This is a genomic window from Pseudomonas sp. G3-19 (assembly GCF_054855875.1).
Map to the genome: position 1 here is coordinate 3,986,730 of NZ_JBMPIQ010000003.1, position 13,790 is coordinate 4,000,519.

At 61.1% G+C, this 13,790-nt stretch carries 13 protein-coding genes; 6 read left to right on the top strand and 7 right to left on the bottom strand.

Going from position 1 to position 13,790, the window contains the following annotated elements; genetic code table 11:
- The first annotated feature begins 2 nt into the window (after positions 1-2).
- From dapF to ACOYXI_RS18390, 4 genes are read left to right on the top strand one after another with little or no spacing between them, the layout of a single operon-like run.
- Entirely contained in the window at positions 3-833 is an 831-nt protein-coding gene (gene dapF, locus ACOYXI_RS18375) for a diaminopimelate epimerase (RefSeq protein ID WP_027610441.1), read from the top strand.
- A gap of 13 nt (positions 834-846) precedes the next feature.
- Positions 847-1,572 (top strand): DUF484 family protein, encoded by a 726-nt coding sequence (locus tag ACOYXI_RS18380; RefSeq protein WP_097089519.1) that lies wholly within the window; start codon positions 847-849, stop codon positions 1,570-1,572.
- 2 nt (positions 1,573-1,574) lie between these two features.
- Complete coding sequence (gene xerC, locus ACOYXI_RS18385) at positions 1,575-2,474, top strand: tyrosine recombinase XerC (protein WP_003229409.1); 900 nt, start codon at positions 1,575-1,577, stop codon at positions 2,472-2,474.
- On the top strand, positions 2,471-3,178 hold the full coding sequence (locus ACOYXI_RS18390; protein ID WP_461675140.1) for an HAD family hydrolase: 708 nt from the start codon (positions 2,471-2,473) through the stop codon (positions 3,176-3,178). Before xerC ends, ACOYXI_RS18390 begins: the two co-directional genes overlap by 4 nt.
- Before the next feature lie 245 nt (positions 3,179-3,423).
- Here ACOYXI_RS18390 and sutA read toward each other — a convergent pair whose 3' ends face one another.
- The 4 genes from sutA to glnK form a co-directional block, all read right to left on the bottom strand.
- The gene (sutA, locus tag ACOYXI_RS18395) at positions 3,424-3,750 is read right to left on the bottom strand and encodes a transcriptional regulator SutA (RefSeq protein ID WP_003229413.1); all 327 of its coding nucleotides are present in this window, start codon (positions 3,748-3,750) and stop codon (positions 3,424-3,426) included.
- A gap of 102 nt (positions 3,751-3,852) precedes the next feature.
- Positions 3,853-4,278: a secondary thiamine-phosphate synthase enzyme YjbQ gene (locus ACOYXI_RS18400; protein WP_003229414.1), complete on the bottom strand. Its 426-nt coding sequence runs from the start codon at positions 4,276-4,278 to the stop codon at positions 3,853-3,855.
- Positions 4,279-4,494: 216 nt separating this feature from the next.
- On the bottom strand, positions 4,495-5,832 hold the full coding sequence (locus tag ACOYXI_RS18405) for an ammonium transporter (protein ID WP_025113244.1): 1,338 nt from the start codon (positions 5,830-5,832) through the stop codon (positions 4,495-4,497).
- Between the two features lie 37 nt (positions 5,833-5,869).
- Complete coding sequence (gene glnK / locus ACOYXI_RS18410; protein ID WP_002555808.1) at positions 5,870-6,208, bottom strand: P-II family nitrogen regulator; 339 nt, start codon at positions 6,206-6,208, stop codon at positions 5,870-5,872.
- Positions 6,209-6,621: 413 nt separating this feature from the next.
- On the opposite strand from glnK, the gene ACOYXI_RS18415 reads away from it, so the two are divergent.
- Positions 6,622-6,882, top strand: a complete 261-nt coding sequence (locus ACOYXI_RS18415) for an accessory factor UbiK family protein (RefSeq protein WP_007920416.1) — start codon at positions 6,622-6,624, stop codon at positions 6,880-6,882.
- Between the two features lie 764 nt (positions 6,883-7,646).
- Positions 7,647-9,140: a YifB family Mg chelatase-like AAA ATPase gene (locus ACOYXI_RS18420; protein WP_282413458.1), complete on the top strand. Its 1,494-nt coding sequence runs from the start codon at positions 7,647-7,649 to the stop codon at positions 9,138-9,140.
- On the opposite strand, the gene ACOYXI_RS18425 is transcribed toward ACOYXI_RS18420, so the two are convergent.
- The 3 genes from ACOYXI_RS18425 to ACOYXI_RS18435 all read right to left on the bottom strand — a co-directional run bounded on the left by ACOYXI_RS18425 (position 9,137) and on the right by ACOYXI_RS18435 (position 13,649).
- Complete coding sequence (locus ACOYXI_RS18425; RefSeq protein WP_461675141.1) at positions 9,137-10,351, bottom strand: aldose 1-epimerase family protein; 1,215 nt, start codon at positions 10,349-10,351, stop codon at positions 9,137-9,139. The genes ACOYXI_RS18420 and ACOYXI_RS18425 overlap by 4 nt on opposite strands.
- Positions 10,352-10,570: 219 nt before the next feature.
- Positions 10,571-12,547, bottom strand: a complete 1,977-nt coding sequence (locus tag ACOYXI_RS18430; protein ID WP_027610434.1) for a methyl-accepting chemotaxis protein — start codon at positions 12,545-12,547, stop codon at positions 10,571-10,573.
- A gap of 181 nt (positions 12,548-12,728) precedes the next feature.
- The gene (locus ACOYXI_RS18435) at positions 12,729-13,649 is read right to left on the bottom strand and encodes a LysR substrate-binding domain-containing protein (RefSeq protein WP_210556344.1); all 921 of its coding nucleotides are present in this window, start codon (positions 13,647-13,649) and stop codon (positions 12,729-12,731) included.
- Positions 13,650-13,790: the final 141 nt, after the last annotated feature.

Consider the following 13,790-nt stretch of genomic DNA (forward strand, 5'->3'; position numbering starts at 1 on the left):
CCATGCTGCTGCGTTTTACCAAAATGCACGGCCTGGGCAATGACTTCATGGTTCTCGACCTGGTCAGCCAGCACGCGCATATTCAGCCCAAGCACGCCAAGCAATGGGGCGACCGGCACACCGGTATCGGTTTCGACCAATTGCTGATCGTCGAAGCGCCGAGCAATCCGGACGTGGATTTCCGTTACCGGATCTTCAACTCCGATGGCTCGGAAGTGGAACAGTGCGGCAACGGTGCACGCTGCTTCGCGCGCTTCGTTCTGGACAAGCGCCTGACCGCCAAACGGCAGATTCGCGTCGAGACCAAGGGCGGCATCATCGAGCTGGACGTGCGTAACGACGGCCAGATCGGGGTGAACATGGGCGCGCCGCGTCTGGTGCCGGCGGATATTCCGTTCGACGCACCGGCGCAGGCCAGCAGCTATCAGCTGGAAGTCGACGGCACCACGGTCGAACTGGCCGCTGTGTCAATGGGCAACCCCCATGCGGTGCTGCGCGTACAGGACATCAACAATGCACCGGTGCATGAACTGGGGCCGAAAATCGAACACCATCCGCGCTTCCCGGCGCGGGTCAACGTCGGTTTCATCCAGGTCATCGACCGCAACCGCGCGCAGTTGCGCGTCTGGGAACGCGGGGCCGGGGAAACCCAGGCCTGCGGCACCGGCGCTTGTGCCGCTGCAGTTGCGGCCATCAGCCAGGGGTGGATGGATTCGCCGCTGTTGATCGACCTGCCCGGCGGGCGTCTGTCCATTGAATGGGCAGGCCCTGGCCACCCGGTGCTGATGACCGGCCCGGCAGTGCGTGTATACGAAGGACAAGTGCGTCTTTGAGTGAGCAGAAGCCATGACCGATAAGCCTCAGGTACCCGCCCGACAGTCCGACGAATCAGCGTCCGAGAGCCTGGAGGCGGCAGCGGTTGCCGCATACCTGGAGGCTCATCCGGACTTCTTCGTAGAGCACGAAGAACTGCTGCCTGCCATGCGCATTCCCCACCAGCGCGGTGACACCGTTTCGCTGGTCGAACGCCAGATGAGCATCCTGCGCGACCGCAACATCGAGATGCGCCACCGCCTCTCGCAGTTGATGGACGTCGCCCGCGACAATGACCGGCTGTTCGACAAGACCCGCCGCCTGATCCTGTCGCTGATGGACGCGGCCAGTCTGGAAGACGTGGTGATCAGCGTCGAAGACAGCCTGCGCCAGGACTTTCAGGTGCCCTTTGTCAGCCTGATCCTGCTCGGCGACAACCCGGCACCGGTTGGCCGCTGGGTGACTCATGCCGACGCGCAAACCGCGATCGGCGGTCTGCTCACCGAAGGCAAGAGCGTCAGCGGCACTCTGCGAGAACATGAGCTGGACTTCCTGTTCGGCGAAGAACAGCGCAAGCAGATCGGCTCCACCGCGGTAGTCGCGGTCAGCCATCAAGGCATCCACGGCATTCTGGCGATCGCCAGCCGTGATCCGCAGCACTACAAGAGCTCGGTCGGCACGCTGTTCCTCAGCTACATCGCTGAAGTCATGGGTCGCGTGCTGCCACGGGTCAACAGCTCCCTGCGCTCGGTACGCTGAGCATGGAACGACAACTGGACGCTTACTGCGAACACCTGCGCAGTGAGCGACAGGTGTCGCCGCACACCCTGTCGGCCTACCGCCGCGACCTCGATAAAGTCCTCGGCTGGTGCCTCAAGCAGAACATTGGCAGTTGGGCGGCGCTGGATATTCAGCGTCTGCGCAGCCTGATCGCCCGCCTGCATGCGCAGGGCCAGTCGTCACGCAGCCTTGCCCGATTGCTCTCGGCGGTGCGCGGGCTCTATCACTATCTGAATCGCGAAGGTCTGTGCGACCACGACCCGGCCACCGGACTGGCGCCGCCGAAAGGTGAACGGCGCCTGCCGAAAACCCTCGACACCGACCGTGCTTTGCAACTGCTGGAAGGTGCCGTCGAGGATGATTTTCTGGCGCGGCGCGATCAGGCGATTCTCGAACTCTTCTATTCCTCGGGCCTGCGCCTGTCCGAGCTGACCGGGCTCAATCTCGATCAGCTGGATCTGGCCGACGGCATGGTTCAGGTGCTCGGCAAGGGCAGCAAGACCCGCCTGCTGCCGGTCGGCAAAAAGGCCCGCGAAGCACTGGAGCAATGGCTGCCGCTGCGAGCCATGACCAACCCGGCCGACGACGCCGTATTCGTCAGCCAACAAGGTCGGCGCCTCGGCCCACGGGCGATTCAGGTGCGAGTAAAACTGGCCGGCGAGCGCGAACTGGGGCAGAACCTGCACCCGCACATGCTGCGGCATTCCTTTGCCAGCCACTTGCTGGAATCCTCGCAGGACCTGCGCGCGGTGCAGGAACTGCTCGGCCACTCGGACATCAAGACCACGCAGATCTACACCCACCTGGACTTCCAGCACCTGGCGGCGGTCTATGACAGCGCCCACCCACGGGCCAAACGCAGCAAAGGCGACGATTCATGAACATCCAGTTGATCACCTTCGACCTCGACGACACTCTGTGGGACACCGCCCCGGTGATCGTCAGCGCCGAAGCGGTATTGCGCCAGTGGCTGAGCGAACACGCGCCGAATCTGGGCGCGGTGCCGGTGGAGCATTTGTGGGGGATTCGTGAGCGGGTACTGGCCAGCGAACCGGGTCTCAAGCACCGCATCAGTGCGTTACGTCGGCGGGTGCTGTTCCACGCACTGGAGGAAGCCGGGTACGCCCACGGCGAAGCTGCGGATCTAGCCGACAAAAGCTTTGAAGTATTCCTGCATGCGCGGCATCAGATCGAGGTGTTCCCGGAGGTCGAACCGACCCTGGAAATCCTTGCCAACCATTACGCACTCGGCGTGGTCACCAACGGCAACGCCGACGTGCGTCGGCTGGGCCTGGCGGATTACTTCAAGTTTGCCTTGTGCGCGGAAGACATCGGCATCGCCAAACCGGATGTACGCCTGTTCCATGAAGCTCTGCAGCGCGGTGGTGTGAGCGCAGACCTGGCGGTGCACATTGGTGATCATCCGGGCGATGACATCGCCGGGGCACAGCAGGCGGGGATGCGCGCGATCTGGTTCAACCCGGCTGGCAAAGTCTGGGAAGCCGAGCGGCTGCCGGATGCCGAGATCCGTAGCCTGACCGATTTGCCGGCAGTGCTCGCCCGCTGGAATGCCCTCTCCGCCTGACGCAATACCGCTTTCTTGTGGTGAGGGGATTTATCCCCGATCGGTTGCGCAGCAGCCGTGAAGTCATCTTGCGCGGTGTCTCAGGACGGTGGGGGTGCTGCATTAGGGGCCGCTTCGCGACCCATCGGGGATAAATCCCCTCACCACAAGGCTCACTCCTACAGGGGATAGTGGCGCGTCCGGAATTCCAGGCATGAAAAAGCCCGCAGCGACGGCGGGCTTTTTCAGCAAGCAGGTAGCACGCCTCAGATAGGGCGGCTGCCGTACTTGTTATCCGGCTTCTTGGGCGGATCGGCGACCACGTTGGCCTCCACTTCCTGCACCTTGCCGCCGCGCGCAAGGAATTCTTCCATGGCCTTGGCCAGGGCGTCGCGCTCCTTGTTCTTGGCTTCGATGCTCGGCAACTCGTCGATCGACACCGCAGCCTTGGCTTTGCCTTTGGCAGCCGGGGCCGGCGTATCGTCACCGCCATCGTCGTCAGCAACGTCTTCCGCCGCTGCTTCCAGGCCTTCCTCGGCCTCGTCTTCGTCGCCTACTTCGAGGTCGTCGTTTTCCAGATCATCGTCGCTCATGTTCTACCTCATGACTTGCGAAAAGCAGATTAGTTATAGACCAGCTTTGGCGACTGTCGAAAGTCGCCGGAAAAAAATCGGTAACCGCTGGTGACCAACGGTTTACGCCCCTTCACCGTGCAGGGTGGCGAGGACTTTACGGGCACCGCCATGATCACGGTGCTCGCCCAGATAAACACCTTGCCAGGTCCCCAGAGCCAGTCGCCCTGCCGAAACCGGCAGACTGATTTGACAGCCAAGTACGCTGGCCTTGAAGTGCGCCGGGAGGTCGTCCAGGCCTTCGTCGTTATGCTCATAGCCGTCTGTTCCTTGTGGGATCAGACGATTGAAAAATCGTTCGAAGTCGCGACGGACCGCCGGATCGGCGTTCTCGTTGATGGTCAACGACGCCGAGGTATGCTGCAGCCACAAATGCAACAGACCGACCCGGCACGCCTTGAGTTCAGGCAGGCCGGCGAGTAACTCGTCCGTTACCAGATGAAAGCCCCGGGGCCGTGCCCGCAGGGTTATCAGAGTCTGTTGCCACATACAGTTCTCCGCACGTTCGGGGCGCATTCTAGCGCGCTCTGGGAAAAAACAAAGGCCCTAATATTCCTGCAATGATGTAAGCCATTGGCCGCAGAAAAACGCTTGTCGTAAACACGACCAAAGCCGTACGAAAAATCCTTTCAGCCACTACCTGAATGACAAATTCCAGACAAAAAAATGCCCGGCAAGCCGGGCAAGTTTTTTCGATGCGCGTACTTACAGGTTGTAGCCGCGTTCGTTGTGTTGTGCCAGGTCCAGACCCACTGCCTCTTCTTCCTCGGTGGCACGCAGGCCCATGACCACGTCCAGTACCTTGAGGATGATGAAGGTGACGATCGCGGTGTAGATCACCGTGAAGCCGACGCCTTTGCACTGAATCCACACTTGCGAAGCGATGTCGGTCACGGTGCCGAAGCCGCCCATGGCCGGTGCGGCGAACACACCGGTGAGGATTGCGCCGAGGATACCGCCGATACCGTGCACGCCGAAGGCATCCAGGGAATCGTCGTAACCGAGTTTGCGTTTCAGCGTGGTGGCGCAGAAGAAGCACACCACACCGGCCGCCAGACCGATGATCAGCGAGCCCATCGGGCCCACGGTACCGGCTGCCGGCGTGATTGCCACCAGACCTGCAACCACACCCGAGGCAATGCCCAGTGCGCTAGGTTTGCCGTGGGTGATCCACTCGGCGAACATCCAGCCCAGTGCAGCGGCAGCGGTCGCGATCTGAGTCACCAGCATCGCCATGCCGGCAGTGCCGTTGGCGGCCGCGGCGGAACCGGCGTTGAAGCCGAACCAGCCGACCCACAGCATGGCCGCGCCCATCAGGGTGTAACCAAGGTTGTGCGGTGCCATCGGGGTGGTCGGGAAGCCTTTGCGCTTGCCCAGCACCAGGCACGCCACCAGACCGGCGATACCGGCGTTGATGTGGACCACGGTGCCGCCCGCGAAATCGAGCACGCCCCAGTCGCCCAGCAGCGAACCCGGACCGCTCCAGACCATGTGCGCGATCGGCGCATAGACCAGCGTGAACCAGACGCCCATGAACACCAGCATCGCGGAGAACTTCATGCGCTCGGCGAAGGCACCGACGATCAGCGCCGGGGTGATGATGGCGAAGGTCATTTGATAAGTGACGAACACTGCTTCAGGGAACAGCGCTGCCGGGCCGGTAATGCTGGCAGGCGTGACGCCCGCGAGGAAGGCCTTGGCAAAGCTGCCGACGAAGGAGTTCAGGTTGACGACGTTGGCTTCCATCCCGGTGGTGTCGAACGCCATGCTGTAGCCATAAAGGAACCACAGGATGGTGACCAGGCCGGTAATGGCGAAGCACTGCATCATCACCGAAAGAATGTTTTTCGACCGCACCATGCCGCCGTAGAACAGCGCGAGGCCCGGAATAGTCATGAACAGCACGAGGGCTGTGGAGGTCAGCATCCAGGCGGTGTCGCCGGAATTGAGGACTGGAGGCGCCACCGGATCTGCCGCCATAGCCAGGCCGGGCATTACGATGGACAACAGGGCGCCTAGCCCTGCGAATTTACGCAGAGTCATATTGTTTTCTCCTGGGGCGTTGGGTTTGTGGCGGCGTTTAGATCGCGTCGGTATCGGTTTCGCCGGTACGGATGCGGATCGCCTGTTCCAGATTGACCACGAAGATCTTGCCGTCACCGATCTTGCCGGTGTTGGCAGCCTTGGTTATCGCCTCGATAACCCGATCCAGATCCTTGTCGTCGATAGCAACGTCGATTTTCACCTTGGGCAGAAAATCGACCACATACTCCGCGCCGCGATACAGCTCGGTGTGACCCTTCTGCCGGCCGAAGCCTTTGACTTCAGTAACGGTAATGCCCTGCACGCCGATTTCGGACAGCGACTCGCGCACGTCGTCCAACTTGAACGGCTTGATGATGGCAGTGACTAGCTTCATGAAACTCTCTCCCGAATTGGTGGACTTGCCCCAGGAAAACAAACCCGACTCAAGTCTAAGCGCAGTGCCTGGCTTTGTAACGCATCGTCGGCCTTACCTGCCCGACTGACGCCAGCTAACCGCTGCCGGCGAAACTCCCCGTCCCGCCTGCCGCACTGCATTCGTCACAGCGACTGCATCAGTGCATGGGTCACTACCGACTAAGCAGAAAGCTTGCCATCTCGCCAAATTCCTCTGATTTCAAGCCCTTGGCCGCTGCCACAGGCGCCCGCGCAAAAAAGCCCCGACGGTTACGCACAACAACGGTGCGCTGCCGTCCGTCCGCTTGCGCGAAAAGCGTGCATCCGTGCCTGCGTCAATGACTATAGACACTGCGTGATACACTGCCCGCCACTGTTTACAGGACACATTCCATGCTCGCGCCCAAAGACTTCCTCGACGCCCTGAGCGGCACCGCCTCCCGCCTGTTCAGCGGCGACACTCCGCTGCCGAAAGCCGAAATCGAAAGCCAGTTCAAGATGCTGCTGCAGAGTGCGTTCAGCAAACTCGATTTGGTGAGCCGTGAAGAGTTTGATAGTCAGATGGTTGTGTTGGCGCGTACCCGCGCTCGCCTCGAAAGCCTTGAGGCCAAAGTCGCCGAGATGGAAGCCAAGCTGACGCCGCCGGCCGAGTAAGTCTGCAGACCCTGAGCAAAAATGCCTTGAAGTTTGCGAAAGAAATTAAACCGCTCCTGCCGAGGCAGGAGCGGTTTCCGTCAGATCAATCCTCTACAATGAATTATTCCAACGGTCTCGCAGAAACTCGTACAGGCGAAAAGCCCATAACGCGATTCTGACGAGGCGCCACATATGTTTAAGAAACTTAGACATACTTTGGCCCTCCTTGCGTGGGGCCAAACCTCCGATGCACTTTCCGGCGTACGAACACCTTCGGGACTACACGTGAGTGTGTCCGCCAAGGCGGCCGGGTGTGAGTCCCTCAAAAAAAGCACCGGCACGGGTCTCACACCGTGTCGAGGAACATGAAGTCTTTGCGCTCCCGGCCACACTTCGCGAATACCCCATGAGTGGGCATCGTCATTGCGGACTTTATGACCGCCCTTAGAAAGCGATTTAAACAACTTGTATCAAGTTGTTAGGAGGCGCTATCAACGGGACCGTTGCCCCCCCTTTCAAGCCCATCTGATACTTGCGCCAATGAGCAAACATGCATAACCTGATCGCACGTGAGTGTGTCCGCAAAGGATACGCAGGCCTTGGCCTCACCGAAGCCTGCAAACTGAAAACCGTCTCCTCAAGGCGGTTTTTTTTCGCCTCGAAATTGGTTGACCGCTTTCCCGCAACATCCAGTGAAAGTTCGCCCCCGCCTGATCGCCCTTCCCCAACTACCCTTCAAAAACCCGCAGGAAGCGGTCCCCGATTCAGCTCAAGGAACGACCATGTCCCTCTCCATCGTCCACAGCCGCGCCCAGGTTGGCGTGGATGCTCCCGCTGTCACCGTCGAAGTCCATCTGGCCAACGGTCTGCCGTCGCTGACCATGGTCGGCCTGCCCGAGGCGGCGGTAAAGGAGAGCAAGGATCGCGTGCGCAGCGCGATCATCAATTCCGGGCTGCAGTTTCCGGCGCGGCGGATCACCTTGAATCTCGCGCCGGCGGACTTGCCCAAGGACGGCGGGCGCTTTGATCTGGCGATTGCCCTGGGGATTCTGTCGGCGAGTGTGCAGGTGCCGTGTCTGACGCTGGATGAGGTGGAATGCCTTGGTGAACTGGCGTTGTCCGGTGCTGTGCGGCCGGTACGCGGGGTGTTGCCGGCGGCACTGGCGGCGCGCAAGGCCGGGCGGGCACTGGTGGTGCCGCGGGCGAATGCCGAGGAAGCGTGCCTTGCTTCGGGTTTGAAGGTGTTTGCGGTGGATCATCTGCTGGAGGCAGTGGCGCATTTCAACGGGCATACGCCGGTCGAGCCTTATGTCTCGGACGGGCTGATCCATGCGGCGAAACCTTATCCCGACCTCAATGAGGTGCAAGGACAGATGGCCGCGAAACGGGCGCTGCTGATCGCGGCGGCGGGCGCACACAACCTGTTGTTCAGCGGGCCGCCGGGGACCGGCAAGACCTTGTTGGCAAGTCGCTTGCCGGGCCTACTGCCGCCACTCTCCGAATGCGAGGCGCTGGAAGTGGCGGCGATTCAATCGGTCGCCAGCGGCGTGCCACTGACCCATTGGCCGCAACGGCCCTTTCGCCAGCCACACCACTCGGCCTCCGGGCCGGCGCTGGTCGGTGGCAGCTCGAAACCGCAACCCGGCGAGATCACCCTCGCCCACCACGGTGTGCTGTTTCTCGACGAGCTTCCGGAATTTGATCGCAAGGTGCTGGAGGTGCTGCGCGAGCCGCTGGAATCCGGGCATATCGTGATTGCCCGAGCCAAGGATCGCGTGCGTTTTCCGGCGCGCTTCCAGTTGGTGGCGGCGATGAATCCGTGCCCTTGTGGATATCTTGGCGAGCCGAGCGGCAAGTGCTCTTGTACACCGGACATGGTGCAGCGCTACCGCAACAAGCTATCGGGGCCGTTGCTGGATCGGATCGATCTGCACCTGACGGTGGCGCGGGAAGCGACGGCGTTGAATCCGGCAGTGAAGCCAGGCGAGGACAGCGCCAGTGCGGCAGCCGTGGTGGCCGAGGCACGCGAACGCCAGCAAAAGCGTCAGCGTTGTGCCAATGCGTTCCTCGATCTGCCAGGCCTGAAGCGGCACTGCCAGTTATCCACAGCCGATGAGAAATGGCTGGAGTCAGCCTGCGAACGGCTGACCTTGTCACTGCGCTCAGCCCATCGTTTGCTCAAGGTCGCCAGAACCCTGGCAGACCTTGAGCAAGTCCATGCAATCAGCCGTGAGCATCTGGCCGAGGCGCTGCAATACCGTCCGGCGACGCCTTAATGCTCGGTCAGATCCACCAGCGGCGCCTGTCGCACTTCGGTTTCACGTCCGGCCTGGATTTCGCTCACGCGCTTCAAGGCGTTATCCACAGCGCCCTTGTCTGCCAGCAGGCTATAGCTGATCTGGAACTGTTGGCTGGCCTTTGGCGCAATGGTCGGCACCAGGTTCAGCGGACGCTGATAGCGGCGGTTGTAGGAAAAGCTGGTGCCTGGCTCAAGGCCCGTGACATAGCCCTGCCCTTGGGTGTCGGTATTTTTCCACAGGGAAAACACTGGCAGCTGTTGTGTATTGAAGCCAACAGAGACACCGAGGCTGCCAGCCTTGTTGTGCAAAACAGTCAGGGTTTCGCCTTTTGCGTCGGCGTAGGGCACGACGTTATAGACGGTTTCGTCGTAGTCCTTGGTTGGACCGCGATAAGTCTGCCAGTCCGCCAACTCGGCTTTGGCCTTGTCGTTGAATGGCGAGACCTGTTTCACCGGCGCCGCGAACCGCGCGCCCTGCTCAAGGAACGGTGTACTGAAGTTACTGTGATACAGCGCCTGGTATTCCTTCAGATAATCACCGTTGTTGGTCAGCGTATCGTTGAGGGCAAAGCGCACGCTGCCCGGCTCGGTGACCAGCTCAGTGACGACCGAGAAGTCGACTTTCTTGAACGCCTGTTCTTTCAGCTCACCGCGCAGACTGATGGCGTAGGGTGGTTTTTCATCGATGTGCAGCGTGACAGTGCTGGCCGGAATGTTCGCGGCGCGGCCGTGCAGGGTCAGCATCTCGCCATTGTCGATGCCGGGATGGCCGACCCATTCGTAACCGCAGCGGGTCACCAACTCATTGAAGCCTTCCAGCCAGCCCAGACCACCGCGTCCATTGAGTTCGATGAAGGCCGGGTTGACCACTTCCTTGACCGGCGAATCCCAACCCATGCGCACGTTACCAACCGACGCCTGCAGGACATTCATGCCGCGGGTCGGCACCACCGAGAGTTTCATCGTGCCGTTATCGATATCGACGATGCTGACACCTTCCTGTCGTCCGCCGTGCAAGGTTCGCAGACTCACGGAGAAAGGCTTGTCGGTTTTCAACCCGAGCTGCTCACTGGTAATGCTCCAGTTTTGCGCGGGCTTGTTGGTATCGAGGAGTACGTAATCCCAGGCCATGGCGTGGGAAGCAGCAGAGAGTGCGCCGAATGCAACGGCGAGTTTGAACGGGGTCATGGCAGCAGCCTTTATTGGAGTTGTGCCATTTTTATAGCGCTGCGGAAACGTTTCAGCAAGTGCAATGGAGCTTGCGATCGTGTGATTTACCAAGAATTGGCGGGGATCCATTCGCGAGCAAGCTCGCTCCCACAGGGATCTCGGGTGTTCACAGAATCTGTGATTCACGCCGGAAACTGTGGGAGCGAGCTTGCTCGCGAAAGCGATATCAAGGCTGTATCAACGAAAGCGATCAACCTCGGAACGCAGATCCGCCGCCAGCTTTTCAAGCTCTTTGGCGGTGACCGCAAGGTTCGACACCACCTCACGCTGCTCACTGTTGGCCAGCGCAATGCTCTGCAGGTTACTGCTGAGCAAAGTAGCCGTGCTGCTCTGCTCCTGGGTCGCGGTGGTAATCGCGGCGAACTGCTGCCCTGCCGAACGGCTCTGCTCATCGATCCGCGCCAGCGCCGACGCCACGTTGGCGTTGCGCGACAGGCCTTCCTGCATCAGCAGGTTGCCCTGCTCCATGGTGCTGATGGCGTTGCCGGTTTCCTGCTGGATGCTGTGAATCATCCCGGAGATTTCATCAGTGGCCTGACGGGTGCGCGACGCCAGGTTACGCACCTCATCGGCGACCACGGCAAAACCACGGCCCTGTTCACCGGCACGGGCCGCTTCGATGGCCGCGTTGAGCGCCAGCAGGTTGGTCTGTTCGGCAATCGAGGTGATCACACTGACAATGCCGCCGATTTCCTGGGAACGCTGGCCAAGGGTGTTGATCACGGTAGCCGTGGTGTTCAACGCGCCAGCGATTTGCTCCAGCGAGGAAGAGGCTTCGTCCATGGAAGTACGACCGATCTGCGTCTGCTGAGCGTTTTCCTGGGCCAGACGCTGGGTGGCCCCCATGTTGTCGGCGATGTTCAGCGAGGTGGCGCTGAACTCTTCAACTGCGCCGGCCATGCTGGTGATTTCGCCGGACTGCTGCTCCATGCCTTCGTAGGCACCACCGGACAAACCGGACAATGCCTGGGCGCGGCTGTTGACCTCTTCCGAGGAGCGGCGGATGTGTTCGACCATCGTCGACAGCGCCTGGCTCATCTGGTTGAACGCACGGGACAACTGTCCGATCTCGTCGTTGCTCGACACGTTCAGGCGCACGCTCAGATCACCTGCGCCCAGCGCTTCGGCCTGACGCACCAGATCACTCAGCGGCGCCAGTTTGCTGCGCAGCAACCACACCACCGAACCCACCGCTAACAGCATCGCCAGCAGGCTGCCGATGGCCAGTTGCGTGCCGACGCTCCAGGTCACCGCGCGAATCTCGGCTTTCGGCATGCTCGCCACTACCGCCCACGGCCCACCATCGAACGGTACCGAAACACTGTAGAAATCTTCGTTCTTGTCGCCCCAGAACTGACCTTTGCCAGGGGTTTTGGCCAGAGCGCCAATCACCGTAACCGCCTGATCCAATGCCTGGACGCCCGCCGGGGCCACCAACCATTTGTTCTGCTCATCCAGCAGCGCCAGCGAACCAGTCTGGCCGATGCGGAAGCGCTTGAGGTTGTCGAACTGGGCGTTCTGCGCATCGGTGTAATCAAAACCAACGAACAACACCGCAATCACCTTGCCGCTGCCATCGCGCACCGGGGTGTATTGGGTCATGTAGGAGCGATCAAACAGCAGCGCGCGGCCGACGTAACCCTGCCCGGCCATCAACTTCGCGTAGGCCGGGTGTGCGTGATCGAGCAGAGTGCCGATAGCGCGCGTGCCGTCCTGTTTGGTCAGCGAGGTGCTGACCCGCACGAAGTCTTCGCCGCTACGCACGAACAGCGTGGCAACGCCGGCGGTCATCTGCTTGAACTCGTCGACTTCCTTGAAGTTGTTGTTCAACACTTCGCTGCCCAGGTGCAGGCCCGGGGTCTGGGTGCCGGCGACGTTCACCGGTTCATCCGGGTGAATGCTCAGGCCCGCGCTGAAGCGCTTCTCGAACAGCCCGCTCAGGCGCTGGGTGCTTTCGCGCAGCGTGCCGTGGAAAGTGCTCAACTGGTCGGCCAGCAGCCGCGCCTCACTGGCGAGGTGCTCTTCACGGGTGGCGAGGTTGGCGGAATCCAGCGAACGCAGGGCGAACACCGTACTGCCGCTGATGACGATCGCCAGTATCACAGCGAGCGCGAGGCCCAGCTGCGAGGCGATCCGAGCGCGAGGTTGAGACATGGACAGCTCCTGGCCGAACTTGCCGATCCTCCTTGATCGCAGCTCGGATAATTTTCTAATGGGGGTGAATCGTGGATACCTGCACGGCGGTTCCACATGCACGTATTCGGCGGTAAAGCCGAATACTTGAGCGAACAGCAGGGTTATGGCACAAGGCCGGCATTGTGGCGGCTCTAACGTTTCAGCTCAAGCGCTTGACCACCGGCAACGCCATGGCCCGCACTTCGCCTTGCAGGAAGTCGCTGAGACGGCGCAAACGTTCACCTCCCGGACGGGTTTTTGGCCATACCAGGTAATAATTCAGGCCGCTGGCGACCGCGGTCGGCCAGGGCAGGCTCAGTCTTCCTTGCGCCACATCTTCGGCGACCATCAGCAGATCGCCCATTGACACCCCGTAGCCTCGCGCCGCGGCGATCATCCCAAGTTCGAGGGTATCGAACACCTGTCCGCCCTTGAGCGAAACCTGATCGGACAGCCCCATATGTTCCAGCCAACTGCGCCAGTCACGCCGATCCGGGGTCGGATGCAGCAACTCCGTGGAGGCCAGCCGCGCCACATCCCACGGCTGGTCATTCAGCAGGTTTGGCGCACCGACCGGGATCAACTCCTCGGGAAACAGCAGGCTGGCCTCCCAGTCGGGCGGGAAGTGCCCATCGCTCAGCAGCACCGCGCAGTCGAAGGGCTCGTTGTTGAAGTCCACCGAATCCACGTCCATCCACGCACTGGTCAGCTGTACCTCATTGCCCGGTTGTAGATGGCGAAAGCGGCTGAGTCGCGCCAGCAGCCAGCGCATGGTCAGGGTCGACGGCGCTTTCATGCGCAGGATGTCGTCTTCGGCGCGCAAGGTGTTGCAGGCGCGCTCCAGCGCCGCGAAACCATCGCGAATGCCGGGCAACAGCATCCGCGCCGATTCCGTCAGTTGCAGGTTGCGCCCACTGCGATGAAACAGCTTGCAGGCGAAATGTTCTTCCAGCGTCTTGATGTGCCGGCTGACTGCACTCTGGGTGATCGACAATTCCTCGGCCGCCCGGGTGAACGAGCTGTGCCGCGCCGCCGCTTCGAATGCGCGCAGGGCATACAAGGGTGGAAGACGACGGGACATACACAAAGCTCCTTTGGCGGCATCCGGCCACCCCGGCGAGGTTTACTCATGATGAGTTTTAATCATGCCACCCATCCTTTTTATCCTTTTGTGCAAACCCTGCCAAGCGCCGAGAATCGACGGTCTCTTGTTCCCTCTGAT